The 25,161-nt window shown below is 42.2% G+C and carries 22 protein-coding genes; 16 read left to right on the top strand and 6 right to left on the bottom strand.

The window, feature by feature from the left end:
* Window positions 1–409: 409 nt before the first annotated feature.
* Entirely contained in the window at window positions 410–784 is a 375-nt protein-coding gene (locus H5123_RS07950) for a hypothetical protein (RefSeq protein ID WP_182697611.1), read from the bottom strand.
* 664 nt (window positions 785–1,448) lie between these two features.
* Here H5123_RS07950 and H5123_RS07945 point away from each other — a divergent pair.
* From H5123_RS07945 to H5123_RS07930, 4 genes are all read left to right on the top strand, one after another.
* Window positions 1,449–1,697, top strand: coding sequence for a hypothetical protein (locus H5123_RS07945; protein ID WP_182697610.1), 249 nt, complete (start codon window positions 1,449–1,451; stop codon window positions 1,695–1,697).
* A gap of 24 nt (window positions 1,698–1,721) precedes the next feature.
* Entirely contained in the window at window positions 1,722–2,204 is a 483-nt protein-coding gene (locus tag H5123_RS07940; protein WP_182697609.1) for a hypothetical protein, read from the top strand.
* Entirely contained in the window at window positions 2,170–2,412 is a 243-nt protein-coding gene (locus H5123_RS07935; protein ID WP_182697608.1) for a hypothetical protein, read from the top strand. The genes H5123_RS07940 and H5123_RS07935 overlap by 35 nt, the downstream gene beginning before the upstream one ends.
* Window positions 2,413–2,927: 515 nt before the next feature.
* Window positions 2,928–4,478, top strand: a complete 1,551-nt coding sequence (locus H5123_RS07930; RefSeq protein WP_182697607.1) for a PAS domain-containing methyl-accepting chemotaxis protein — start codon at window positions 2,928–2,930, stop codon at window positions 4,476–4,478.
* A 47-nt stretch (window positions 4,479–4,525) separates the two neighbouring features.
* Here H5123_RS07930 and H5123_RS07925 read toward each other — a convergent pair whose 3' ends face one another.
* Entirely contained in the window at window positions 4,526–5,191 is a 666-nt protein-coding gene (locus tag H5123_RS07925; RefSeq protein WP_182697606.1) for a hypothetical protein, read from the bottom strand.
* A gap of 410 nt (window positions 5,192–5,601) precedes the next feature.
* Between H5123_RS07925 and H5123_RS07920 the strand changes: the two genes are divergently transcribed.
* Together H5123_RS07920 and dbpA are read left to right on the top strand one after the other, a co-directional pair.
* On the top strand, window positions 5,602–6,468 hold the full coding sequence (locus H5123_RS07920) for a pirin family protein (RefSeq protein ID WP_182697605.1): 867 nt from the start codon (window positions 5,602–5,604) through the stop codon (window positions 6,466–6,468).
* A 324-nt stretch (window positions 6,469–6,792) separates the two neighbouring features.
* Complete coding sequence (dbpA, locus tag H5123_RS07915) at window positions 6,793–8,196, top strand: ATP-dependent RNA helicase DbpA (protein ID WP_182697604.1); 1,404 nt, start codon at window positions 6,793–6,795, stop codon at window positions 8,194–8,196.
* A gap of 161 nt (window positions 8,197–8,357) precedes the next feature.
* On the opposite strand, the gene H5123_RS07910 is transcribed toward dbpA, so the two are convergent.
* Window positions 8,358–9,788 (bottom strand): DEAD/DEAH box helicase, encoded by a 1,431-nt coding sequence (locus tag H5123_RS07910; protein WP_124015407.1) that lies wholly within the window; start codon window positions 9,786–9,788, stop codon window positions 8,358–8,360.
* Window positions 9,789–10,125: 337 nt separating this feature from the next.
* Between H5123_RS07910 and H5123_RS07905 the strand changes: the two genes are divergently transcribed.
* The 9 genes from H5123_RS07905 to nqrF all read left to right on the top strand — a co-directional run bounded on the left by H5123_RS07905 (window position 10,126) and on the right by nqrF (window position 21,213).
* Window positions 10,126–11,184, top strand: a complete 1,059-nt coding sequence (locus H5123_RS07905; protein WP_182697603.1) for a DUF3626 domain-containing protein — start codon at window positions 10,126–10,128, stop codon at window positions 11,182–11,184.
* 325 nt (window positions 11,185–11,509) lie between these two features.
* Window positions 11,510–13,288 carry a heme ABC transporter permease/ATP-binding protein CydD gene (locus tag H5123_RS07900; protein WP_182697602.1) on the top strand — a complete coding sequence of 593 codons (1,779 nt, stop codon included), beginning with the start codon at window positions 11,510–11,512 and terminating at the stop codon, window positions 13,286–13,288.
* A 35-nt stretch (window positions 13,289–13,323) separates the two neighbouring features.
* Window positions 13,324–15,018 carry a heme ABC transporter ATP-binding protein/permease CydC gene (locus H5123_RS07895; RefSeq protein WP_182697638.1) on the top strand — a complete coding sequence of 565 codons (1,695 nt, stop codon included), beginning with the start codon at window positions 13,324–13,326 and terminating at the stop codon, window positions 15,016–15,018.
* Between the two features lie 363 nt (window positions 15,019–15,381).
* Complete coding sequence (locus tag H5123_RS07890) at window positions 15,382–16,761, top strand: Na(+)-translocating NADH-quinone reductase subunit A (protein WP_182697601.1); 1,380 nt, start codon at window positions 15,382–15,384, stop codon at window positions 16,759–16,761.
* Complete coding sequence (locus tag H5123_RS07885) at window positions 16,761–17,975, top strand: NADH:ubiquinone reductase (Na(+)-transporting) subunit B (RefSeq protein WP_182697600.1); 1,215 nt, start codon at window positions 16,761–16,763, stop codon at window positions 17,973–17,975. Before H5123_RS07890 ends, H5123_RS07885 begins: the two co-directional genes overlap by 1 nt.
* Window positions 17,965–18,732, top strand: coding sequence for a Na(+)-translocating NADH-quinone reductase subunit C (locus tag H5123_RS07880; RefSeq protein ID WP_182697599.1), 768 nt, complete (start codon window positions 17,965–17,967; stop codon window positions 18,730–18,732). Before H5123_RS07885 ends, H5123_RS07880 begins: the two co-directional genes overlap by 11 nt.
* Window positions 18,733–19,353, top strand: coding sequence for an NADH:ubiquinone reductase (Na(+)-transporting) subunit D (locus tag H5123_RS07875; RefSeq protein WP_124015413.1), 621 nt, complete (start codon window positions 18,733–18,735; stop codon window positions 19,351–19,353). It abuts the gene before it with no gap.
* A gap of 9 nt (window positions 19,354–19,362) precedes the next feature.
* Window positions 19,363–19,971: an NADH:ubiquinone reductase (Na(+)-transporting) subunit E gene (gene nqrE / locus H5123_RS07870; RefSeq protein ID WP_124015414.1), complete on the top strand. Its 609-nt coding sequence runs from the start codon at window positions 19,363–19,365 to the stop codon at window positions 19,969–19,971.
* Between the two features lie 24 nt (window positions 19,972–19,995).
* Window positions 19,996–21,213: an NADH:ubiquinone reductase (Na(+)-transporting) subunit F gene (gene nqrF / locus H5123_RS07865; protein ID WP_124015415.1), complete on the top strand. Its 1,218-nt coding sequence runs from the start codon at window positions 19,996–19,998 to the stop codon at window positions 21,211–21,213.
* A gap of 185 nt (window positions 21,214–21,398) precedes the next feature.
* On the opposite strand, the gene H5123_RS07860 is transcribed toward nqrF, so the two are convergent.
* The 3 genes from H5123_RS07860 to H5123_RS07850 form a co-directional block, all read right to left on the bottom strand.
* Window positions 21,399–21,569 carry a helix-turn-helix domain-containing protein gene (locus H5123_RS07860; RefSeq protein WP_124015416.1) on the bottom strand — a complete coding sequence of 57 codons (171 nt, stop codon included), beginning with the start codon at window positions 21,567–21,569 and terminating at the stop codon, window positions 21,399–21,401.
* A gap of 104 nt (window positions 21,570–21,673) precedes the next feature.
* Window positions 21,674–22,348, bottom strand: coding sequence for a nucleoside-diphosphate sugar epimerase (locus tag H5123_RS07855; protein ID WP_182697598.1), 675 nt, complete (start codon window positions 22,346–22,348; stop codon window positions 21,674–21,676).
* Window positions 22,349–22,700: 352 nt separating this feature from the next.
* The gene (locus H5123_RS07850) at window positions 22,701–23,627 is read right to left on the bottom strand and encodes an LpxL/LpxP family Kdo(2)-lipid IV(A) lauroyl/palmitoleoyl acyltransferase (protein ID WP_182697597.1); all 927 of its coding nucleotides are present in this window, start codon (window positions 23,625–23,627) and stop codon (window positions 22,701–22,703) included.
* A 103-nt stretch (window positions 23,628–23,730) separates the two neighbouring features.
* Here H5123_RS07850 and hldE point away from each other — a divergent pair, with 103 nt between their 5' ends.
* Entirely contained in the window at window positions 23,731–25,161 is a 1,431-nt protein-coding gene (hldE, locus tag H5123_RS07845) for a bifunctional D-glycero-beta-D-manno-heptose-7-phosphate kinase/D-glycero-beta-D-manno-heptose 1-phosphate adenylyltransferase HldE (protein WP_182697596.1), read from the top strand.

The following is a 25,161-nucleotide window of genomic DNA, read 5'->3' as shown; positions in this document are numbered from 1 at the left end:
TTGTTGATGAGATCGGTAAACCTAATGTTAAGCTCAAGCCAGTCTCTGCCCTGAGATATCAATGTTACTCATCATGGTATTGTGGATTGTGTCGATGAAGATGGAGTCGTTAATTTTATCCTGAGGCCGCTGCTGGCTGTTGTTTTTCGGCCAAAGGTACGACATTGATCTTGTCTAGCCTCAATACCATTGTTCTGAGGGTTTACCTATAGTGCTGATGATTGTTTTATCGTAATGATCTGCACCATGGGACAGAGGCGCAGCACAATATTATGGTGGGGCTAAGCCATGTTGCTGGCGAATAAATCGCCTTGATGATTGAAATCGGCAGAACTAGGATAAAAGATCATAGAGATGGCAGTATGTTTGGCATGATTAAGTCAAAGCATGAGCATTGAAGCTTGAGGTATTATTGCCCCTTGGTCGCTTTGATGGTTAATCTTTCTTGATTCGATAAACGGATTTGAATCCCGTCAATAGTGGTAATCTTCTTTGCTTCAATATCTTTTTTATGGACTTTGTAACTTGCTGTCATCGCTTCTATGGGGGATGAAATTGTTACATCAACCACAGTGTTGTCGTCATACAAACTCCAGCCCCAATAACCTGCAGTTGCTAACATCGACATAGCAATCATTGCGTAAATAATTGCCCGACTAAAAAAGGGATATTTTTCTGCTTCAGCCATTGCAGCGCTGCGACTGACTTTATTACCTCGACCGCGACGTAAGTACACAATAGCGCCAATAATCACTAATAGTGTGACTAGAATTTTTGTCAGCACGTTATCTTCCTCTTATCATTAATTCACCGTGATTATACCGTGTTTTGATTGATTTACCGTTATCTAGCACACATCAATTGTGTGACCCATATAAACGCTAACAGTGCTGGTATATCGACACTATGGCATTTATGCATAACCATTGTTGAGTTGATTCTTTACTGCTTTCTTTTTTGTATATTAGATTGATGAAATGCCCAAACCGTGAGGATATATTATAGGGGTAATGAAGGATAGAGTTCGTCTCTAATACTACTCATACATATTTTATTATCAAAGAATATTTCAGCATGTTTAATCATCTAGCGAATAAATGTTTTTATAATAAAAGTTGATTCTAATCATGGTTTTTTGAGTAATTTTTACATGATTTAATATAATTACCTGTAAAAAATACAAAGTTAAATGTATTTAGGTATTTAAATTTAATGTGGTTGTAATAAAAAGCTATTTATATCATTCATATATAACTTTTATGGTTAATATTATGATTGTGGCATGTCATTCGCATCATAACTAATAACAATCGATACTTTATCGTTTTTAAATTGATATTGTATTGATTTACCTATTTTATGTTAGATAGTAATGTTTGGATGTAATCATTTATTATTGCTATTTATTCGTAATAATAGAACTCGAAAGATTATTTAAGGAGATTAAAATGGCTACAACAAAAGAAAAAAATCAAGACTCTCAAGAAAAAGTCAAAGATGCTTATCATTTGGCTGAAGAGGCAACATCAGAAGCCGTTAGTTCTTTAAAAGATCACGCCAAAGAATCTCTCAATGAAGGCTCTGCAAAAGTTAAGTCTGCAACCCATCAAGCTGGAAACATGATAAAGGAACATCCTTTACTCAGCGTTGGGTGTGCATTTTTAGCTGGTTGGGCAATTTCGAAAATTACAAAGTAAAAAGGTAACCGGAGAGATTTTATTATGGAAAACACCAAGACAGTGTCGAGTAACAATAAGATCTCTGACGGTACGCAAACCGATCCGTTATCTAATTCCGATGAGGTTAATGCTAATGTTGACGAAATAACTGATATTTTTAATAAGGTATCAAAAGTCGCGCAAGATATTGGGCAGTGGTCAGAATCTACTGTCCAACTTTTCTTTATGGAAGTCTCTAGAAATGTTGTTGTGGCGAAAAAATTTCTTGTTTGCCAACTTTTGTTTATTCCTTTATTGGTACTTTTTATTTTCAGTATATGTGTCAGTGTAGGAATTGTTTCATATAGCATTACTCACAACATGCTTATCGGAGTAGGACTATTTTTATTCACAATGAGTATGGTTTTAGTCGGTCTAGTTTACTGGCAAAAATACCTAATGCAGTTTTTTGGCTTTAAAGACACTATCTCGCAATTAAAGGAGGGTATGGATGTCATCTCTAAAGCATCTCAATCACTCGATTAAGCTAAAGCGTATGCAAGGTAACGTATCAGCTAGACAGAGTGAATTATCGATCAATTTATTACTTTACTCTGTTAAAAAACAAACCCAAAAGCATCCTTTGGGGGTCACTATTGCTGTCACCATAGCCACTATTATCTTTGCTAAATATAGACGTAATATTAAATCACTTTATCCTATGGCATCTTTAGGTTTTAATTATTTTAAGTAAAATTAAAACCGAATAAATAATGATAATAGTCATTATCTTGCTCATCATATTATCAAGTTAATTGTTTGCATTGTAGTGAGTCTGAATAGTGGTTACTCCTATACCTCGGTTTCCGCTTGGTGCTATAAGGTGTCAAGGCGTATTATTTTGGGCACTGTTGGTAATAAGCGTGTCACAGTATTTTAATATTGCTTGTTTCTTTGATATCAAATCATCAAGAGTGATTCTACTCATTGGCATAATAGCTGTTATTTCGTCACTATTGATTGTCTTATGGTAGCGACTGGCCTCAAAAATCTACCTATAGCGCTATAATCATTTATATGATTAATCAATACTTCGCAACGTAAACTTTGATACCACATTGATTTTGGTTGTTATCAATGTGACTTATCGCATATATTTTAAAGATGTTAATTATTTACTGATTAAAGTCGTGAGTCATCACATACAAGTAATACTGATTGTTTAATAATCGGCTCACTTATTTACTTAATGACGTTTAATATATCAACATGACCATAAAAGATATCATCGATGAAGAAGTCACTTATCCGTCGGATTATATGATTCTTTCGACAACCGATTTAGACAGTATTATTACTCATGTTAACGATGACTTTATGACTGTCAGTGGTTATAAAGAAGATGAACTTATCAATCATCCCCACTGTACAGTTCGTCATCCTGATATGCCTAAAGCTGCATTTAGTGACCTATGGGACACTATTAAGCAGGGAAAAAGCTGGATGGGATTGGTGAAGAATCGCTGCAAAAACGGTCAATATTATTGGGTTAATGCTTATGTCACCCCGATTAAACGTAATGGAATTATTTGCGAGTACCAGTCGGTAAGAACTCAGCCTGAAGCAGAGCTGACTGAACGCGCCCAAGCCTGTTACGATGCCATTAATGCTGGAAAAGCCGCCAAGCCAAAGTTTGGCGCCAGTATTATTACCAAACTCTTATTGGCTTGGTTGTTATCAGTAGGGTTATTGATGTCCTTACCTTACTCCAATGGTTTTTTCACGGTACTCGCATTTATTGTGGCCATTATCTGTTTTTGTCGGCCGCTTTATGTTCTTAAGCAGCGTTTTAGCCAAATCCTGATGTTGAGTGAAAAAATACACGATAATCCGCTAAATCAATTTGTTTACACTGGTTATACCGATGAGCTTTCCCACATCGAGTTAAGTCTACGGATGCAAAAAGCTGAAACGCTGGCGGTGGTTGGACGTATAAAAGACAGTGGCGAGGAGTTGCAGCAAGGTTTAGAAGAGCATCAACAACAAAATCAAGCAAATCAAAACCAGTTGGTGACGCAGTCGCAAAACCTGGAACAAGTTGTCACAGCCATCGGCCAAATGAGCTCTTCGGTTACCGATATCGCTAAAAATACCACAAATTCAACAACAGAAATTCATCACTTAGTTAACCAAATACAGTCAACTAAGGCGGCATTAGCTAGCAGCCAAATCGCGACTACGGAAATTAATAACTTATTGGAGGAGTCTCGTCTTGCTATTTCTTCATTGGATCAGCAATGTCAAAACGTAAACCAAGTGGTCGATGTGATCGAGAGTATTGCGCAGCAAACAAACTTACTTTCACTCAATGCTGCTATTGAAGCTGCGAGAGCTGGAGAGTCGGGCAGAGGATTTGCGGTGGTCGCAGACGAAGTACGTAACTTGGCCAGTCGCTCGGCAACTTCTGCTCATGAAATACACGCTATTATCAATACACTGAGTCAGACAACCGCAAAGGCGGTTGCGCAAATGGAACGAAGTGATATCTTGACCAATAGGAGTATCGATTCCAGTAAAATGCTCGAGCAAAGCCTGATTTCGGTGAGCGAAGTGATGGGAATTATCGAAAGTAATGGCGAGCAAATTTCAGTTGCTGCAGAAGAGCAAGCTGCTGTTGTTAATCAAATTTATACTAATGCTATGATATTACAAGATGGCATTAATCAATTCGAACAGAATTGTCATCATGCAGCAATACATAGTCTAGAAATTAGCGGTCAGGGAAACCGTCAAACTGAGTTGGTAAATCAATTTAATTAGATTGTACTATCATCGATTTGGATCTGATGACTTAGCTAAGGCTGAGATTATTTTACTTTGCTTATCCTGTTGTTAATCGCTTCTGTTAGCTGCTTTTTAGATTCATCTTCGCCACAATATTCTGCGAAACCTAATCCCCAACCATGGGGGTTAACCTGGGTAGCGAGATCGACTACTCGGTAGCAATAATCTCCTTGTTTTACAATTCTATTAGGGTCTAATCGGTGATTTAAGGTGTTGGGCTGGCTTGTATCGACTTTGGGGGTTAACTCAATGAAATCTAATTGAGGATCCATTTCGCTCATGGTGCCAACGTTTTTTTTGGGTAATGCGGTCTGTGAACTGATGAGTAGCTCTAGTTCATTAATGTTATCTCGTTGAATATACTGGCTTGATGCTTGCTGTATTGATGTTAATGAAGGCACGGACTTGTTTAGGTTAGTGGTAGTCTCTGGTTTTATTTGACTTGGCAAAGCATTAGGTATTTTTGCACTCGAAATCGATTGTATAGTGTTGCGTTTGTTGTTTGATGGCACCACTTCATCTATGACTGCGTCTTCATCTAATGAGGCTTGCGTATCTGTTGTTATGGACGTCGATTGGCTAACATCGATAATGGATGGGTTACGATTTACGTATTCGATATCTCTTTGCTCATTAAGCTTTGGTGGTAAATTTGCGTGGATCATTGATTGGGATTGCGTTGAAGTCATGAGATAGCTTTTTATTGCGGTTGTTGAAGGTTTAACCATTAAAGTAGACGTTCGCTGCGTTGTGTCTTGATACCAAAACGCAATCAGCATATAAATCAATAAAACATGGATGATTAATGCCGTTAGCACAGGCTTAAGCCAATATATTTTATGCGCGTGTGTTGAAGATAGAGAGTGTTGTGGCTCCCTGCCAACCGTTATTACTTCCATTTATATCAATCACTTTATCGCAGTATTATCAGTTTTTTTGATTGTTAATAGGGCGTAAAGTTCATTAATGTGTTTGAGCAAAAGACATAAGTCCTTTTATTGGTCGATTTTTTCGAAAGGAAACGACACTATTATGCAATATTTATTCAGTTAGATGGCTGCTATGATTGGAAGATTATTTTTTAGTCGCCGAGGTTTTCATGAAAGTATTACAGCGTATTAACGCCTTGCCCGCAATGGACGGTGATGGTGTGAACATCAATCGTGTTGCTGACTTTGATAAGCTTCGTTTCGATCCATATTTAATGATCGATGAGATTAAGTCTGATGATCAACAAGATTTTATTGGTGGTTTTCCGCCGCATCCACATAGAGGTGTAGAAACCTTTACTTATATTCGTAAAGGTGGCTTTGAACATCGTGATCAAATGGGCAATGTTAAACCTATTCGTGCTGGTGACGTACAGTGGATGAGTACTGGCAGTGGCGTGGTGCATTCTGAAATGCCATTAGCCGATGCCAAAGAAGGGCTGCATGGGTTCCAAATTTGGATCAATATGCCAGCAAAACACAAAATGCGCCCGCCGATTTACCAAGACACCAGCCAACAGGCTAACCCACGTTTAGATAACGAACACGGTGCATCACTTGTTGCCTTGGCGGGGAGTTGGGGATTTATTAATCAACCACATAAGATTACGTCAGCTATTCAGGGGTTAGCTGGTCAAGGGGCCATTGCCGATTTAGCCTTAACTGCATATGGTCATGGCACCTTGAGCCTTGCTGAGCACCAAACCGTATGCGTTTATGTGTATGCAGGTGAACTTAACTATATTGATTCACAAGGTCTACGTGAAACCGCAGGAGCAGGGCAATTGTTAGTGTTGGACGCACAAGAAGTGTGCTGTTTTCAAACTGAGGCGACCGGTGCTGGGCTGTTAATATTAGCGGGCAAGCCTATTAATGAAAAAATTGTCCAGATGGGCCCGTTCGTAATGAATACCCGAGCTGAGATAGAGCAAGCTGTTCGCGATTATCAGCAAGGTCATTTTGGCCAAATTGTGTAGTCTTAGGTGCACCATAAGTAGAGCTCTCGGTAAATATTTGTCTGCGAACTAGCAATAAAATTGCTACAATAGCTGACATCTGGCTCGGGTTTGTTTTAATACCTGTGCTAACACCAATCTTATTTATTATCTGTTCCTTCTGGCAAGATAAATCGTTCAAAAATAGCAGTAAGCATTTTTTCATATACATCATTGTATAGGTTCATTTTGTTTCGCTATTAACGGATTTTTTGCATGATAATGGCTCATTTATGTAATGGTATTGGTATATTTTTTTGCAGCTTTTGTCTGCTTTTTACCTTTCGATATCAGAGGATATTTGCCTTGAGTCAGTCTACAGAACAAGTCGTTAACCCGGCTTTCGCATCACTTAATTTAAAACCTGAATTGCTTGAAAACCTCCAAACTATGGGTTTTGAATCGATGACTCAGATCCAAGCCGAGAGCTTACCGCCGATTTTGGCTGGTGAAGATGTTATTGGTCAAGCGATGACTGGCTCGGGTAAAACTGCCGCTTTTGGTTTAGGGCTTTTGAATAAGTTGGATGTAAAACGCTTTCGTATCCAAACTATGGTGTTGTGTCCAACACGCGAATTAGCCGATCAAGTCGCTAAAGAAATCCGTACCTTAGCTCGTGGTATTCATAACGTAAAAGTGCTTACGCTTTGTGGTGGTGTTCCAATGGGGCCGCAAGTGGGTTCACTAGAACATGGCGCGCATATTATTGTCGGCACGCCGGGGCGGATTGTCGATCATTTAGATCGTAACCGTTTAGATTTAAGCAACATGGATACGCTGATTTTAGATGAAGCGGATCGCATGCTAGAAATGGGTTTTCAACAGCATATTGATCAAATTATTGCTGCCGCGCCGCGTGAGCGTCAAACGTTATTGTTTAGCGCGACTTTCCCTGATCAAATTAAGTCGATTGCCGATCAAATTATGTATAACCCAGTAATGGTTAAAGTTGAGGCTAAGCACGACAACTTAACGATTGATCAGCATTTCTACCGTATTGAAGATAGCCAAGGTCGTCTTGAAGCATTGCGTTTATTGTTACTGGATAAGCAGCCAGAAAGCTCTGTGGTGTTTTGTAATACCAAGCGTGAAACCCAACAAGTGGCTGACTCATTGCATGAGTTTGGCTTTAGTGTATTAGCATTGCATGGCGACTTAGAGCAACGGGATCGTGATCAAATGTTACTCCAATTTGCTAATCGTAGTGCGCGCATTTTAGTGGCCACTGACGTCGCGGCACGTGGTTTGGACATTGATGAATTAGATGCGGTATTTAATTATCATATTGCCTACGATACCGAAGTGCATATTCACCGTATTGGTCGTACTGGCCGTGCAGGCAGTTCGGGCAGCGCTTATACTTTCTTTGGTGAAGAAGATGGTTACAAAATGGCGATGATTGAAGAAGCCATGAATAAAGACGTGGTCAGCGAGCCTTTACCGCCAATGAGTGCGTTAAACAAGCAACCGCTTGCTGCTGAAATGGTTACAATTCAAATTGAAGCCGGTAAAAAGCAAAAAATTCGTCCAGGTGACATTGTTGGTGCATTAACCGGTGGTAATGGGTTAGATTTTAACGATATCGGTAAAATTAAAGTGACTGACATTCGTGCGTACTTTGCTGTAAAAAGTAATGTGTCTAAGCAAGCATTAAACATTATCAGTAAAGGTAAGTTAAAAGGCCGTAGCTACCGAGCTTGGTTTATGTAACGGCTGCACTTAAAACGAATCGCTTAAAACGTACAACTGATAACCCAATTTTGTGTAATTGCTATCCGTGAGATTCAATTGGGTTATCAATGAATAATAAAAAACCGGTGAACAATGTTCACCGGTTTTTTTATGTTTATCGCAAGTTAGCGGTTAACGAATTAGCTTTTTACTTTAGCGTTGGCATAAGGATTACTGCTTGCAGATGTGACTGGTGCAGTACCACTGCGACGTGGTGGACGATTACGCTGTGGTGGCTTATTACCATTGGCTCTTGCTGCAGCTTTAGGATCTACAGGCTTATCTTGTCCACGAGATTGCTGGCGAGAATCGTGGTTACGTGCAGGTTTTTCAGCTTGAGTGCCGTCATTGGCATGTTGTTGAGCATGCTTACTGCGGTTCGGGTTGGGCTTTTTGGCTCCACTGCCGCCAGATCTGCTACCTGCTTCTGGGATAGTAAACGGCGCTTCAAAACCAGCAAGTTGCTTACGCTCAATGACACGATTAATTAATCGTTCGATATCATGCAGTAGCTTAACTTCTTCAAGGCCGACTAATGATACTGCTTGACCTGTTGAACCTGCACGGCCAGTACGGCCAATACGATGCACATAATCTTCAGGTACGTTCGGTAAGTCAAAGTTAACCACAAATGGCAGTTGATCGATATCTATACCACGGGCAGCAATATCGGTCGCGACCATCACTTGCACCGCGCCGGCTTTAAAATCAGCCAAGGCTTTAGTGCGTGCTGTTTGGCTTTTATTACCATGTATGGCAGCGGCTTTAATGCCCGCAGCGTCCAGGCTTTTGGCTAAACGGTTAGCACCATGTTTGGTACGAGAAAACACTAACACTTGTTTCCAATCATTGGTTTTAATCAGTTCAATTAGTGCCAGTGATTTACGCGTTTTATCTACTGGATACACACATTGAGTCACAGTGTTTGCCGTGGCATTACGCGGCGTGACTGAAATTTCGACTGGATTGTTAACTAGACCTTTCGCCAACTCACGAATTTCATTCGAAAATGTAGCTGAAAACATTAAGTTTTGGCGTTTGGCAGGTAATAGTGCCAATACCTTTTTGATATCGCGAATAAAGCCCATGTCGAGCATGCGGTCTGCTTCGTCTAACACCAAAATTTCTAATTTGCTGAAGCTAATGGCTTTTTGCTGGCATAAGTCGAGTAAACGACCTGGCGTTGCCACTAAAATGTCAACTCCGTTTCTGAGCGCAGCTAATTGTGGCACGATAGACACACCACCAAATACTACCGCCGATTTGAGCGGTAAGTTGATGCCGTAAGTTGCGACGCTTTCTTGTACTTGTGCGGCAAGCTCGCGGGTAGGTGTTAACACTAATGCACGGACTTGACCACGTTGCGCGCGTTCACCTTTAGATAATAGTTCTAAAATTGGCAGGGTAAAACCAGCTGTTTTTCCTGTCCCTGTTTGTGCTGCTGCCATAACATCTTGGCCGGCTAAAACTGCTGGTATTGCTTGTGCTTGAATTGGAGAGGGGGTGTCGTAACCTTGTTTTTCAACCGCTTTTAAAATAGCAGCATTCAGACCAAGTGAGGAAAAACTCATAGAAAAATCTCTTTGGGCAACGCATTGTTGCTTTGAATAAAAGGTAGCCATTAACGGCGGCCGTGAAGCTTACCTGAAAACCGTTATAAGTGCTATCAAATCCCTGCGTGGCCAGCGATATATCCCCTCATAAAGCGACTCATAATGGGCTATTTAATCGTTAAAACGCGTCGATTTTGATGTCGAAATACAGCGATTTAATGAAATCGTGTTAATCTTCACACTTGGATCAGTGCTAAAAGTCGACTTATTACATACAATAAAATCATCACTCGTTTTGTATTAAATATATTCAGCGACTTAGCTGAGCTGGTTTACCATAAGGTGTCTTTTACTGATGAAATTAACGGCTCAAACCCACATAGAGAAAATGGCATATGAGCTGCGAGATCATGCTCATGCCGTGATCAAAAATGTGCTGTTAATGTCTAATATTTCAACCTTATCACTCCAGCTAGCTATGCGTGAGCTGGCGCAACATAGTCGAGTCTCATTGCATTTTCATCCCGATCAAATAGATAACCGAGGTCTCACTGTAGTTGATGGTTTATTTCGTGATGGCGTGTATAAAAGCCAGTTTGAAACCCACGTGTCTAATGGTCATTTATCACCCGAGTTAGGTGGGTCTCGTGACCATTGGGAAAACCAATTATTTGGGCACTGTTATTCTGGCATTAAGCATCGACCTAAATATGGTGCGTTAGATTTTGGTTTATGTCCGCTAGGCCCAGCACCTCGCTTTGGCAGCTGCTATTTAGTCACTCATCCTCAAGTCTTATCACGATGTACTTTTAGTTACATGGACTCTTATCGATTGCCTAAAGAAAAGGGCACCATAAAGTGCTTTGACGCAATTCTAGCGGCATTACTCAGTGAAAGTTTTGAGCGTCAATATGCGTTGGGGATTTCAGGACTTAAGCCGAGTAAGCTGATTGACTATTTTAGTCAGCATTTGACTGATGACATGAGCCACCGTTTTGACAAGGTGCCAAGTGGGAATTTAGACCATTATATTGAAGCTCAAATTCACGGCACTGTATCGCTGGATCAAGATATTGCTATGCTAGTGGCGGATCCCTCCTTTAAAGGGACGGCTATTGGTGATTCATTGATTGCTTTGTGCCATGAATACGAAATTGAATTGTATTGGCATCAAGGGCGGCAAATCAATGTTGCGCAAGTACCCGATGATTTCCGTGGTGCTGCTATGCCTATTTTGGCTCAAAGCATTGCTGAAGATGAGTTAATTAATGCAGAAATTATTGGTCGCGCGGCCTATCAATTGCAAAAAAAACCAGCTTCGTGGAGTGAGCGTGGAGCACATTCAAAAAAGCGACAAGACCTAAAGTTACTTTGGCACGTATTAGTAAAATATGGCCAGAGTCGTGATCAATAGTCGTGCTCAATAAACGGGGTTACCCACAGTAACTTACCGTCACCATTTAGTCCTTCTGTTTGCTCGTAAGCCGTGTCATGTTATTGCTCATGCTTGTGATGAGCATAGTTATGTTGACTTGCAATCCATCGGACTCTTTTTAAACGATATACTTTATTGAATGGAATACGTTTTAGCCACAATGTCGCTAAATTTAATCTTTACATAAGCCTTTATTAGCAAAATGTGAATCAGATAACATTTACACTGCTTTAAGTGTTAACTCAACGCCAGTACTGCGATACTGCGTGCTTAAAGTGGTCATCGATAACGCTACCGGAGTTTCATGGACAAGTCGTTAGAAAAGTCATTAGCCAAATGGCTCAAAAGTCAGCAATCCTCTTGTGGTATTTTCCTCAAATTATCTGTGTTGTGTGGCGTGCTAAATGGCATCGCAATAGTGGGGCAAGCCTTATTTATTGCGCAAATTTTGCAGGGGGTGATTATTGATATGGTCGCTCCCGCTGCATTGAGTCGTGAGTTCTTTGCGCTTACCGCTTTGTTATTGATACGCGCATTGTTAGCACAAGTACGTGAACGGATAAGCTTTGAGGCCGGTAAACGTTTACGTGAAGACATACGCCAAGCCGTACTTAATAAGTTAGTTGCTTTAGGGCCAGTATTTATTAAAGGAAAACCTGCTGGTGCTTGGGCAACCTTAGTGTTTGAACAGGTTGAAGATTTACATGACTTTTATGCTAAATATCTACCGCAGATGATGTTAGCCGGGTTTATTCCTTTATTGATATTAGTGTGCGTGTTTCCGCTAAATTGGGCCGCGGGGATCATTTTGTTGGCTACCGCGCCATTAATTCCGCTGTTTATGATTTTAGTTGGCATGGGTGCGGCTGATGCCAATCGTAAAAATATGCAGGCGTTGTCGCGTTTAAGTGGCTACTTTATGGATCGATTAAAAGGGCTGCAAACCTTAAAGCTGTTTAATCGTGGTGAGGCTGAGTTAGTTAATATTGAACACGCCTCGGAAGATTTTCGAGCCAGAACGATGTCGGTATTACGCTTGGCTTTTCTGAGTTCAGCGGTTTTAGAGTTCTTTGCTGCGGTGTCGATTGCGGTATTGGCGGTGTATTTTGGCTTTAGTTATTTAGACCATTTAGATTTTGGTCATTATGGCGTACCCATTAGTTTATTTACCGGTATGTTTGTGCTCATTTTAGCGCCAGAGTTTTATCAACCACTGCGTGATTTAGGCACTCATTATCATGCCAAAGCTCAAGCCATAGGTGCTGCTGAAGCGCTGGTCGAGTTGCTTGATTATCAAGTCAGTACACCTACTAATGTCGAACCTACCTCAGAAACTATGGCTTTTTCTGCTAGCAGTATCAGTATTCAAGCTATTGGCGTTGAAGTGTTTAGCCTAGACGGCCAGCGTTTAGCAGGGCCGATATCCTTTACGTTACCAGCTGGTGAGCAGTGGGCGATAGTTGGCCCCAGTGGCGCAGGTAAAACCAGTTTGCTTAATGCCTTACTAGGCTTTTTACCTTATCAAGGCTCATTACTGATTAATGGTCATGAGTTATCACAGCTTAATGTGGCGCAATGGCGTCAACATCTGGCTTGGTTAGGCCAAGACCCGCAATTATTTCATGGCACTGTGAGAGAAAACGTTGCTTTGGCCAACCCACAATTGAACGATGAACAGATTATGGCGTTGCTTGAACAGGCCAATATCAGCGAGTTTGTTATCCAACATCCATTAGGGCTCGATTTAGTTATTAGTGATCAAAGTGCTGGCGTATCGGTAGGCCAAGCGCAGCGTTTTGCTTTAGCTCGGGCGTTAGCGCAACCAGCAAAGTTATTTTTATTAGATGAACCCACAGCCAGTTTAGATACTCAAAGTGAGCAATCGGTGCTGGCTGCCTTAAATACCGCGATGCAGTCGGTAACGGCATTAACTGTGACCCATAAATTAGACGATTTACACAGTATGAATTGTGTTTTGGTGATGGAGAAAGGATGCGTTGTGCAACAAGGCCATGTTAATGATTTACAACAGGTTGACGGCTTATTGTCGCAAATGATTAATCAACAACAGGAGGTGTGCTAATGTCGCAACCCGTTGACGCCACCCCGCGCAGTATTATCCAAGTATTACGCCCTTTTGTTGCTTTGTTTCGCCGCCAGTGGTTGATGATGTTAGTCGGACTGTTACTCACATTTATCACTTTACTGACAGGGATTGGTTTATTGTCATTATCTGGCTGGTTTTTATCTGCCAGTGCTGTAGCGGGGTTGACGGTAGTAACCGCGCAAACGTTTAACTTTTTTACTCCTGCCGGAGGGGTGCGATTTTTCTCTATCGCCCGCACGGCAAGCCGTTATGGTGAGCGCTTAGCCACCCATGAAGCAACCTTTAAATTGTTGACCCAATTGCGTGTTTGGGCATGGAATAAATTGTTGCCTTTGAGTGCGGCTAACTTACAAGGTTTACGCCGCGGAGATTTACTCAATCGTTTAGTGGCGGATATTGATACCTTAGATCACCTCTATTTACGCCTGCTCACTCCAATGGCCGCGTCCTTGATGATGATTGGCACTTTGTTGGTATTTCTTGGATGGTTTGATAGCCATTTAGCCTTAAGTTTATGTGCTTTATTACTGGCCGCTTGGCTTATCTTACCACTGGTATTTTATTATTTAGGTAAGGCTCCAGGACAAGTACTAATGCAGGCACAAAGGCAATATCGAATAGAGTTGCTTGATATTATTCAGGGGCAAGCTGAGCTAAGTATATTTGGCGCAAATCAGCGCTATTTGGCTAAGCTTGAGCAAGCACAGCACAGTTTATTTAGCCAGCAAACGACGATGGCCAATATCACTGGCTTAAGCCAAGCGTTATTGATATTAATCAATGGCACTGCCGTTGTGCTTATGTTGTATTTTGCTGGTCAAGGTGTGGGTGAGCTCTCGCCTCCAGGACCTTTGATGGCGCTTATGGTATTTGCCACTATGGCCAGCCTTGAAATGATGATGCCGATAGCGGGTGCATTTCAACATTTATCAAGCACAGTACTTGCCGCGCGAAGGGTGACTGAAATTACTGAGCAAACACCGAGTGTAGTATTTAATCTTAATGGTGATTTGCAAGCCTATCATGGGGCCTTGCAGATCACTGATATTCACTTTGGTTATCATAGTCATTCTCCGGTGTTGCAAGGCTTAGATTTGAGCATTCATGCCGGTGAGAAAGTTGCTATTTTGGGTCCTACAGGGTGTGGTAAATCAAGTTTATTGGGATTGATTACCCGTGATTGGGCGGCGCAGCAGGGAGCGATTACGCTTGATGGTCAACCAATAAGTGACTATAGCGATATTAATTTACGGGCAGCAATGACTGTTGTAAGCCAACGTATTTATCTGTTTTCCGGTACCTTACGTGACAATTTAGCTTTGGCGTTGCCGTACTTACAAGGCGAAGCCAAAAAAGCCCATGATCAACGTTTTATTGAAGTATTAGATAAAGTGGGCCTGCAAACCTTGTTGCAAGGTGATACACCATTAGATTGCTGGATAGGTGAAGGCGGCCGGCAATTATCCGGTGGCGAACAGCGCAGAATTGGCGTAGCTCGAGCACTATTACGTGATGCACCTTTGTTACTACTAGATGAGCCGACAGAAGGACTTGATAAACGAACTGAGCGTGAGATTCTTAAAGTGTTACTCGATTTTGCTCAGCACAAAACGCTATTAATGATCAGCCACCGTTTAACGGCTTTAGAGCAAATGGATGCCGTGTACCTGTTAGAACAAGGCCGATTGATACGGCAATCTAACTGATTCATGTAAGGTTATTGTTGGGCTTAAATGTTATCCGGCATTCACTATACTCTTTCATTTTACTGGTGTTTTGCGCGAATATGTTAAGGGGAATACCTTAATTGACCATAGATTGAAGGTGAGTATTTGTGCCTAGGATTGTGGCCACCAAGCCGCGTGACCAAGTTTGAATGTACAAACCATTTTGACATTAAAATTACATAAATTGTTTTATCCTGAATGATAAATTGACCGGGTTCACATTTTTGCTATTCAGTTATGTTTCAAAATTACAGTCCTCGCCCGGAGTGTGATCTTAGTTACTATATTAGTAGTTGCAAACATATAACATTAGCTATCGAATATTTTTAGATGGTGAATGTGATGGCTGGTGTTACCAATCCAGTAATAACTATTAAGCGCGGACTTGATATCCCGATTGCTGGAGAACCGCTGCAGCAAATCGATGACGCCCCTAAAACGACCCAAGTTGCGTTAATTGGTGAGGAATATGTGGGTTTAAAACCAACGATGTTGGTTGAAGTCGGCGATATGGTCGTCAAAGGCCAAGTGCTGTTTGAAGACAAGAAAACCCCCGGCGTATTATTTACCGCGCCTGCAAGCGGAGTTGTTTGCGCGATTAATCGCGGAGACCGTCGCGTGCTGCAGTCGGTGGTGATTGATTGCGATGCTAAGCAAGATCCTGCCATTATTCTTGGATCAGTAGATATTCATGCGCTATCAAATCAAACCGTTAAAGACGGTTTAGTTCGCAGTGGTTTATGGACCGCGTTGCGGACACGTCCTTTTTCTCGCGTACCTCAATTAGATGTCGCTCCTGCTGGTATATTTGTTACCGCTGTTGATACTAATCCTCTGGCGCCAGACCCACGGGTCATCATTGCCACTCAAGCACAGGCTTTTCAAGCTGGATTATTTGCCTTAACGTTTTTGACAAGCGGTCAAGTGTATTTATGCCAAGACGATGGTGCCTCATTATTAGCTGATGCAGCTAGCGAATACGACTTATCAAAAGTGAGTGTGCACCGCTTTAACGGCGTGCATCCGGCCGGATTAGTCGGCACCCACATTCATTATTTGTTACCCGCCAGTATTGAACGCCAAGTATGGCATGTGGGTTATCAAGACGTGATCGCCTTTGGCAAACTGTTTTTAACTGGCGAGCTGTATACCGATCGCATCGTGGCATTAGCTGGCCCTAACGTGTTAAAACCACGACTAGTGCGCACCCAAATGGGCGCCAAACTCAGTGAATGGGTTACAGATGAAATTAATCAACAACAATCACGGATAGTGTCGGGTTCAGTGTTGTCTGGCCATACCGCGGTAGACGTTTATGATTATCTTGGCCGATTCCATAATCAAATCAGTGTATTGACTGAAAATGAACGTCAAGAATTGTTGCCTTGGGTTCGCCACGATAGCAGTAAGTTTTCCCTTACCGGCATCATGATGTCAGGTTTTAGTCATACCAAAAAACTCTTCGATTTTACCACCCATGCTGGTGGATCTCCGCGCGCAATGATGGCCTATGGCCAACTCGCCCGCGTAATGCCATTAGATATTTTACCCATCTTATTAGTACGCGATTTAGTGGTGCGAGATACCGATGAAGCGCAATTGCTTGGCGCATTAGAACTCGACGAAGAAGATTTAGCCTTGTGTACCTTTGTGTGCCCAGGAAAATATGACTTTGGCAAAGAACTTCGTGCTTGCCTAGATATTATCGAGAGGGAAGGTTAATGAGTCAGCAACAGAAAAAGCCCAGCAAACAAGACAGCTATTACGCTCATGGCGACTCGATGCGCAGCTATTTACGATCGTTGTGGATCGCCAATGGCCGCAGCACCAAAGGTGATGTACATATTCGTGATGCTATTGATGTTAAACGTACTATGCACATTGTGGGCATGTGTTTATTCCCTGCCATGTTAGTGGGTATGTACAACATTGGTCTGCAAGCTCAAATGGCTATTATTGCCGGGGCAACACAGCCGGATGTATGGCAACTTGCCTTTTACAATTTATTGTTCGGCTCACTCACAGAAAGCGCAGGCTTGATCAGTTTGTTCGCCTATGGTGCCAGTTTTTATGTGCCATTTTACTTAACGGCGTTGGTGGTCAGTTTGATGTGGGAAGTGGTGTTTGCCAAAGTGCGCCGCCAAGAACTGCACGAAGGCTTCTTTATCACTGCGTTACTGTTCTCACTCATTTTACCGATATCGACACCTTTATGGATTGTGGCTTTAGGTCTTAGTTTTGGGGTGGTCGTGGCCAAAGAAATGTTTGGTGGCATGGGGTATAACTTTTTAAACCCTGCGTTAGCAGGCTATGCGTTTATTTATTTTGCATATCCAACAGAGGTGGTGGCGTTAGGTCAGTTTGTGGCCGTTGATGGCTTTTCTGGTGCCACCACATTAACCCTTACCGCGGCAAAAAAATTAAGCTTTATCGATGTGAGTTGGTTTAGCGTGTTGACCGACACTAGCTGGTGGAATGCCTTTTTAGGCTTTACCCCAGGCGCGGTTGGTGAAACCAGCACCTTAGCCATTTTAATTGGTGGCGGTATTTTATTACTGACTCGCGTAGCTGATTGGCGTGTGGTAGCTGGTGTGATGCTGGGAATGATCATTACCGTGGTGCTGTTTAACTACTTTGGTTCTAGCCGAAATCCGATGGCGGCAATGCCGTGGACATGGCACTTAGTCACTGGTGGTTTTGCATTGGGAATGATGTTTATGGCCACCGATCCAGTAACGGCATCATATACCCGTAAAGCCAAGTTTGCTTATGGTTTTATGATTGGTTTTATGACCATTATTATTCGCTTACTGAATACAAAAATGCCCGAGGGCATTATGTTGGCTATTTTGTTTACTAATTTATGGGCACCGTTATTCGACTACTTAGTCGCACGTGCCAATATTAAACGGAGACTAAAACGTCATGGCCATTAAGAAAGATAGCATCGCTGGAACAATGGTTTTTATTATCATTTTAAGTCTAGTTTGCTCATTTATGATCACAGGTACCGTTGAGATCTTAAAAGAGCGTAAGTTGGCTAAAAAGCGTGAAGAAGTGCAGCAGTTTGTGTTAAAGGCAGCAGATATCGACATTAGCCAAGGTGACTTTAGTGAGTTATTTGCTCAACGAGTGAAACCTAAGATGGTTAACTTAGCGACCGGCAAGGTCACTGAAAAAGCCAATTTACTCGATTTTGACGAGCGCATGGCATCGATTAACCCAGAAACGTCTATCAAGCCGAAAAAGGATATCGCCAAAATTAAAACCATGGCGACTGACATTCGTATTTTTGAGGTGTATGACACTAATGGTCAACTTGCCAGCATTGTTATGCCGATTTATGGCAAAGGTTTATGGTCGATTATTTACGGTTATATGGCGATAAAACCCGACTTAAACACTATCGAAAATATCGTGTTTTATGAACATGGTGAAACCCCTGGTATTGCAGATTTCATTACCGACCCACAGTGGTTAGCTTTGTGGCAAGGTAAAAAGCTATTTGATGATAAAGGTAAAATTGCCATTAAAGTGATTAAAGGCGGCGCCAAAGACGGTGACATTCACGGTATTGATGGCGTAAGTGGTGCTACTCGTTCAGGTGTTGGCATTCAGCGCTTAGTCGAGTTTTGGTTTGGCGTAGAAGGATACCAAACCTATCTACACACGTTAGCTGCGGAGGGTAAGTAAATGAGTAATACCACTTCAACTCGCGAGATCCTGACATCACCTATTTTTGCTAATAATCCAGTGGCAATGCAGGTATTAGGTGTCTGTTCGGCTTTAGCGGTCAGTAATTCGATGCAAACCGCATTCGTCATGACACTTGCTGTGACCTTTGTGTTGGTATTTTCTAACTTGATTATCTCCAGTATCCGCAATTTTATTCCTAATAGTGTACGGATTATTGCGCAAATGACGGTGATTGCCTCGTTGGTGATTATTGTCGATATGGTGTTACAAGATGTGGCGTATGAATTGTCAAAACAGCTGTCGGTGTTTGTCAGTTTGATCATCACTAACTGTATCATTATGGGCCGCGCAGAAGCCTTTGCCATGAAACATCCTCCTCACTTAGCCGTATTTGATGCCTTGGGCAATGCCTTGGGTTATGGCTTAATTTTAATGGGAGTAGCGTTTATTCGTGAGCTTCTGGGTCGTGGCAGTTTGTTTGGTCACAGCATATTTACCACTATTGAAAATGGCGGTTGGTATCTTGCCAATGAGATGTTCACTTTACCACCCAGCGCGTTCTTTTTAATTGGCGTGATGATTTGGGTCATTAAAATCATTCAGCGTAAGCGCGGATAAGGAAACAGCATGGAACACTATCTTAATTTATTTATCCAAGCGGCGTTTATCGACAATATGGCGCTGTCATTTTTCTTGGGTATGTGCACTTTTTTAGCCGTGTCGAAAAAGGTTTCTACTGCATTTGGTTTAGGCGTTGCAGTGATTGTGGTCATGGTGCTGGCAGTGCCATTAAACCAAATTATCTACGTCAATATCTTAGCTCCAGGCGCATTAGCTTGGGCTGGGTTTCCTGAGCTGAATTTAAGCTATTTACAGTTGATTACCTTTATTGGGGTAATCGCTGCGTTAGTGCAAATTTTAGAAATGTTTTTAGACCGTTATATTCCAACGTTATATCAGTCATTGGGGATCTTTTTGCCGTTATTAACGGTGAATTGTGCCATTTTCGCAGGGGTCATTTTTATGGCTAACCGTGACTATAACTTTACTGAGTCTGTGGTATTTGCGGCGGGTTCAGCTGTGGGTTGGGCGATGGCGATTGTGTTATTAGCGGGATTGCGTGAGCGAATGAAGTTTCATGCTATTCCTGATGGGTTACAAGGTATTGGTATCACCTTTATTACCACCGGCTTGATGGCTCTGGGCTTTATGTCATTTGCGGGCATTACGTTATAACGCAGTAAAGAGAAGGGTTATTTAATGGAAATGGCAATAGGTATTGGCATGTTTACCATAGTGGTAAGTTTGCTAGTGGTGGTAATTTTAGCTGCCAAAAGTAAGTTAGTGAACACTGATGATATTACAATCAGCATTAATGGTGATGCCAGCAAAAGTGTACGAACTCCTGCGGGTGACAAGCTATTGGGCGCATTATCTGGGCAGAATATTTTTATTCCATCGGCCTGCGGTGGTGGTGGTACTTGTGGCCAATGCCGCGTGAAAGTGAAATCCGGCGGTGGTGATATTTTAGCAACTGAACTTGATCATATTACTAAAAAAGAAGCCAAAGATGGTTGCCGATTGGCTTGCCAAGTCACAGTGCGAACCGACATGGATCTTGAGGTTGATGAAGAAATTTTTGGGGTTAAAAAATGGCAATGTGAGGTTATTTCAAATAATAACCAAGCGACATTTATTAAAGAACTGTTATTAAAAATCCCCGACGGTGAAGAGGTATTATTTAAAGCAGGTGGCTACATTCAAATTGAAGCACCGGCTCATGAAGTACGTTATGCCGATTTTGATATTCCAGAGGAGTATCGTGGTGACTGGGTTAAGTACGGTTTGTTTGATTTAGTGTCTACCGTTGATGAAGACGTATTACGGGCTTATTCAATGGCCAATTACCCCGATGAAAAGGGGATGATAATGCTAAACGTGCGTATTGCAACGCCGCCTAAAGCAGGTATGGCACCAGGTAAAATGTCGTCGTATATTTTTAATTTAAAAGCGGGCGATAAGGTGACCATTTCTGGCCCATTTGGTGAGTTTTTTGTCAAAGAAACTGATGCTGAAATGGTGTTTGTTGGTGGTGGTGCTGGTATGGCACCGATGCGGTCGCATATTTTTAATCAGCTAAAAAGTGTCAAAACTAAGCGCAAAATGAGCTTTTGGTATGGTGCTCGTTCAACTCGTGAAGTGTTCTATCAGCAAGACTTTGATCAACTAGCCGCTGAAAACGACAACTTTGTATGGCATGTTGCTTTGTCTGATCCACTTCCTGAAGATAACTGGACGGGTTATACCGGCTTTATTCATAATGTGTTATTCGAAAACTACTTAAAGCAGCATAAAGCGCCAGAAGACTGCGAATTTTATATGTGTGGCCCTCCGATTATGAACGCATCAGTGATAGCCATGCTAGAAAGTTTAGGGGTTGAGTCGGAAAATATCTTACTTGATGACTTTGGCGATTAGTTGTTGTGTGATGCGTGCCTTATGGGGCAATCTTGTGCAGGATTGTGGCGTAAAAGACTGGTTTAATAACCCACTCGTTAATCACCATCTCGTTAGTCACAGAGTACTCATATTAACGCGCTAATAAAAATCCCCATACTGTTTTAACAGTTTGGGGATTTTTAGTCATAGAGGTAAACAAAGGATTATCGTTCAGAACATGCTAAACGCATCACCTCGGCTTTGCTAAAACTAAGTACGTTACCGTTTTGTTCAGTAAGCAGTAAATTTTCGCGAGCATAACGCTTAATCGTAGTAGGGCTTTTGTCGAGTATTTCACAGACTTCATTTAAGGTTAAATCGTTATCATCACTCATGCTCATTCTCCTTACGTTATGGTTATCTTTACCCGTTACGTTATTAACATTGAACAACATGTGTATTAACTTGTCATAAACGTACCTAGTTGTCGAGAGTAGTCTTAATAACGATGCATCATGGCATTATTGATGATCTGAGTCGCAGGGGCGACCTGAGGCTTTAACGCGACCTGATACATCGACTCTGCGACCATTTTCGCATCAATGGGTTGATATTGACGAAGAGGTCCGATAAATAAAAATGATAGGCCACCAAAAATGGTTTGGCCAATATCTTCCAGTAAACGCCTATTCGTTCGCGGTCCTAATAATAAGCTCGGTTGAAAAATATTCAGAACGGGTAAAGATAATGCCTTCAGTGCTTGCTCTACTTCACCTTTAATTCGATTATAAAACACAGTTGATTTAGCGTCCGCGCCCAATGCGGTTACCACCATAAATTTAAGCGCAGGATTCGCTTGTGCTTGGCAGAGTTTCGCAAACGCTACTACGGCTAATTTATCGACTTGTATAAAGGCCTCTTCACTGCCAGCTTGTTTGATTGTGGTGCCCAAACAGCAAAATGCATGATCAACTTTTTCGTCCAAGGTAAGCTCATGTAACTCATCAAGTTGGCAGCTAATAAACTGCACCTTTTGCTCACCAAATTGGTGTTCTACTAAATTTGGTTCCGAACGGCCAATGACCAAAACTTTACTGTACTGTTCACTTTCAATGATGCGAGTTAACAAGGCATTACCTACTAACCCCGTCGCACCTATAATTGCTGCAATCATATAATCCTTTAGAAAGCTAAACACACTGGCTAAACTCTAATCTGTCGTCTTAACGGTTTCAATAAGAATATTTTAATCGTCATTATTGTTCGGTTTGCTCACACTATATTAGTCCCCTAAACGTGAGCGTTGACTCGAGAGGGTTGAGGTTTTTAGCCTATTTAGCTGCACGACAAAATCTAGATTGATTTTATGGGCGTGATGCTTGGAGGGCTATTTGTCTGGGGGGAGTACTCATTGTGCCTAAGTGCGGTTATTAAGATGGCCTTGAGATAACCCATGGCATAATGAGTCGATAAAAAAAGCGCCCAAAGGCGCTTTATAAGCAAACATCTCACTCAATTAACTCACATCAGTCATATAACGATGGGGTGTCTTCGGTTGGACGAGTTTTAAAACGACGATGTAGCCACATATATTGAGCTTTGTTGCGGCTAATCAGCTGTTCAATAATCTGGTTACCACGAATGGCGTCGTCTGTTTCATTGTCGCCAGGGAAATTCTCTAAAGGCGGCATGATTTCAAGGGTGTAGCCTTTATCATCGCTATTACGTTCAACAAAAAAAGGCACCACATTGGCTTTACCGAGTCTTGCCAGTGACGTTGCGCCTGTAATTGTGGCGGCATCGGGTACGCCAAAAAAGGGGATAAATACGGCGCTCGAACGACCAAAATCTTGATCGGCGGTGTACCAAATAACATCAGGACTGCGCAAACTGCGGATCATTTGTCGAACGTCACGTTTAGGCACTAAGCCTTTGTTTGAACGTAAGCGACCTTTAACTTGTAAGTATTCCATCACCGGATTGTTATGTGGACGATACACGCCAATTCCCGGAGCAAACTGGCCAAATATTCGCGCGCCCATTTCAAGTGGTAAACAATGCACTGCAAATAAAATCACCCCTTTGCCATTGTCTAAACTTTGGCTAACATGCTCAGTGCCTTTAATAGTCATGTGTTGTTGCACGCGTTCGTTTGACCACCACCATGCGTTAATGGTGTCAAATACCGCTTTACCGGTTTCTTCAAAAGTCCGTTCAAGCAGTTGCTGTTTGTCAGCATCGCTCATATCTGGAAAGCATAAATCGATATTACGCTTAGCGGTGTGGGTTCTTCCGGCTGCCACTTTCATGACTAATCGACCAATACCACGGCCGATTTTCATTTGCCAAGACAGAGGTAATAGCAAAGTTAAACGCATTAAACCGACGCCAAACCACATAGGCCAGTGTTTAGGATGATATAAATCAGAAGAAAATTCGGCTTTCTCGACCACGGACAACTCGTCTAGTTCACAAAAATTATTTGTTATTCTACCTCATATTTTGATGAAAATTAGGTACAATCACGGTTAAATTTTACAAGACAGCGAATACACCATGAAGGTTTCTCTCCCAGCTTTTGAAAATGCGCGCGTTTTAGTGATTGGCGATGTGATGTTAGATCGCTATTGGGTAGGCCCTACGGGACGCATTTCACCCGAAGCCCCTGTACCTGTTGTTAAAATTAATCAAATTGAAGATAGACCCGGCGGCGCCGCCAACGTGGCATTAAACATTGCGACATTAGGTGGACATGTCCAGTTAGCGGGCATTGTCGGTCAAGATGAAACCGCACAAGCATTAACCCAAGGGGTAAAAGTGTTTGGCGTTGAACCGCAGTGGTTAACGGTAGCAGACAAGCCGACGATTACTAAATTGCGCGTATTGTCACGTAATCAGCAGTTGATCCGCTTAGATTTTGAAGAGCAATTTGATAAAGCCACGAGCCAAGCATTATTCGCTCAAAGCGAAGTCATTTTAGATAATATTGACGTATTGGTGCTGTCAGATTACGCCAAAGGTGCTATCGATGAACCGAAAGAGTTTATCGCTAAAGCTCGTGCTAAAGGGGTAACCGTTTTAGTTGACCCTAAGGGACATGATTTTGCCCGTTATCATGGCGCATCATTAATTACGCCAAACATGAGTGAGTTTGAAGCGGTTGTTGGTAGCGTTACTAGCGAAGATGATTTAATCGAAAAAGCCCAAAAACTGATTAAGTTACACGATTTTGGCGCGATTTTAGTGACCCGTTCAGAAAAGGGGATGACGTTAGTGTCGCAAGACCAACCAGAATTGCACATCCCAACCGTTGCCCGTGAGGTTCACGATGTTACGGGGGCTGGTGATACGGTGATTTCTGCTTTAGCAACTTCGATTGCCGCAGGTGCAACTTTGGCGCAAGCTTGCGCGATTGCCAATACTGCAGCAGGTGTGGTTGTGGGTAAGTTAGGTACATCAACGGTAAGCCGTATTGAACTGATTCAGGCACTGGCGCTTAATCATGGCGAGTCTGGCTTTGGCGTAATGACTGAAGATCAATTAGCTTATGCCATGGATCAGGCCCGTTTACGCGGTGAGCGCATTGTCATGACCAATGGGTGTTTTGATATTCTCCATGCTGGCCATGTGAGCTATTTACAACAAGCCAAAGCCTTGGGCGATCGTCTTATCGTGGCTGTGAATGATGATAGCTCGGTAACACGCTTAAAAGGCCCAGGACGTCCGGTTAACCCTGTTGATCGTCGCATGGCTGTGTTAGCGGGACTCGCATCGGCAGATTGGGTTGTGCCATTCTCTGAAGATACACCACAACGGATTATTGCGCGCTTGTTACCCGATGCATTGGTTAAAGGTGGCGATTATAAAGTGGAAGACATTGCGGGCGGGGCGGAAGTCATTGCCGCTGGCGGTAAGGTTGAGGTGCTTGGATTTGAAGATGGGGTGTCCACTACTGCCATTATTCAAAATATTATGTCACAAAAGTAG

This window comes from Shewanella sp. SR43-4, from assembly GCF_014163845.1.
Classification (GTDB): Bacteria; Pseudomonadota; Gammaproteobacteria; order Enterobacterales; family Shewanellaceae; genus Shewanella; species Shewanella vesiculosa.
This window is presented reverse-complemented; position numbering and strand designations above follow the sequence as displayed.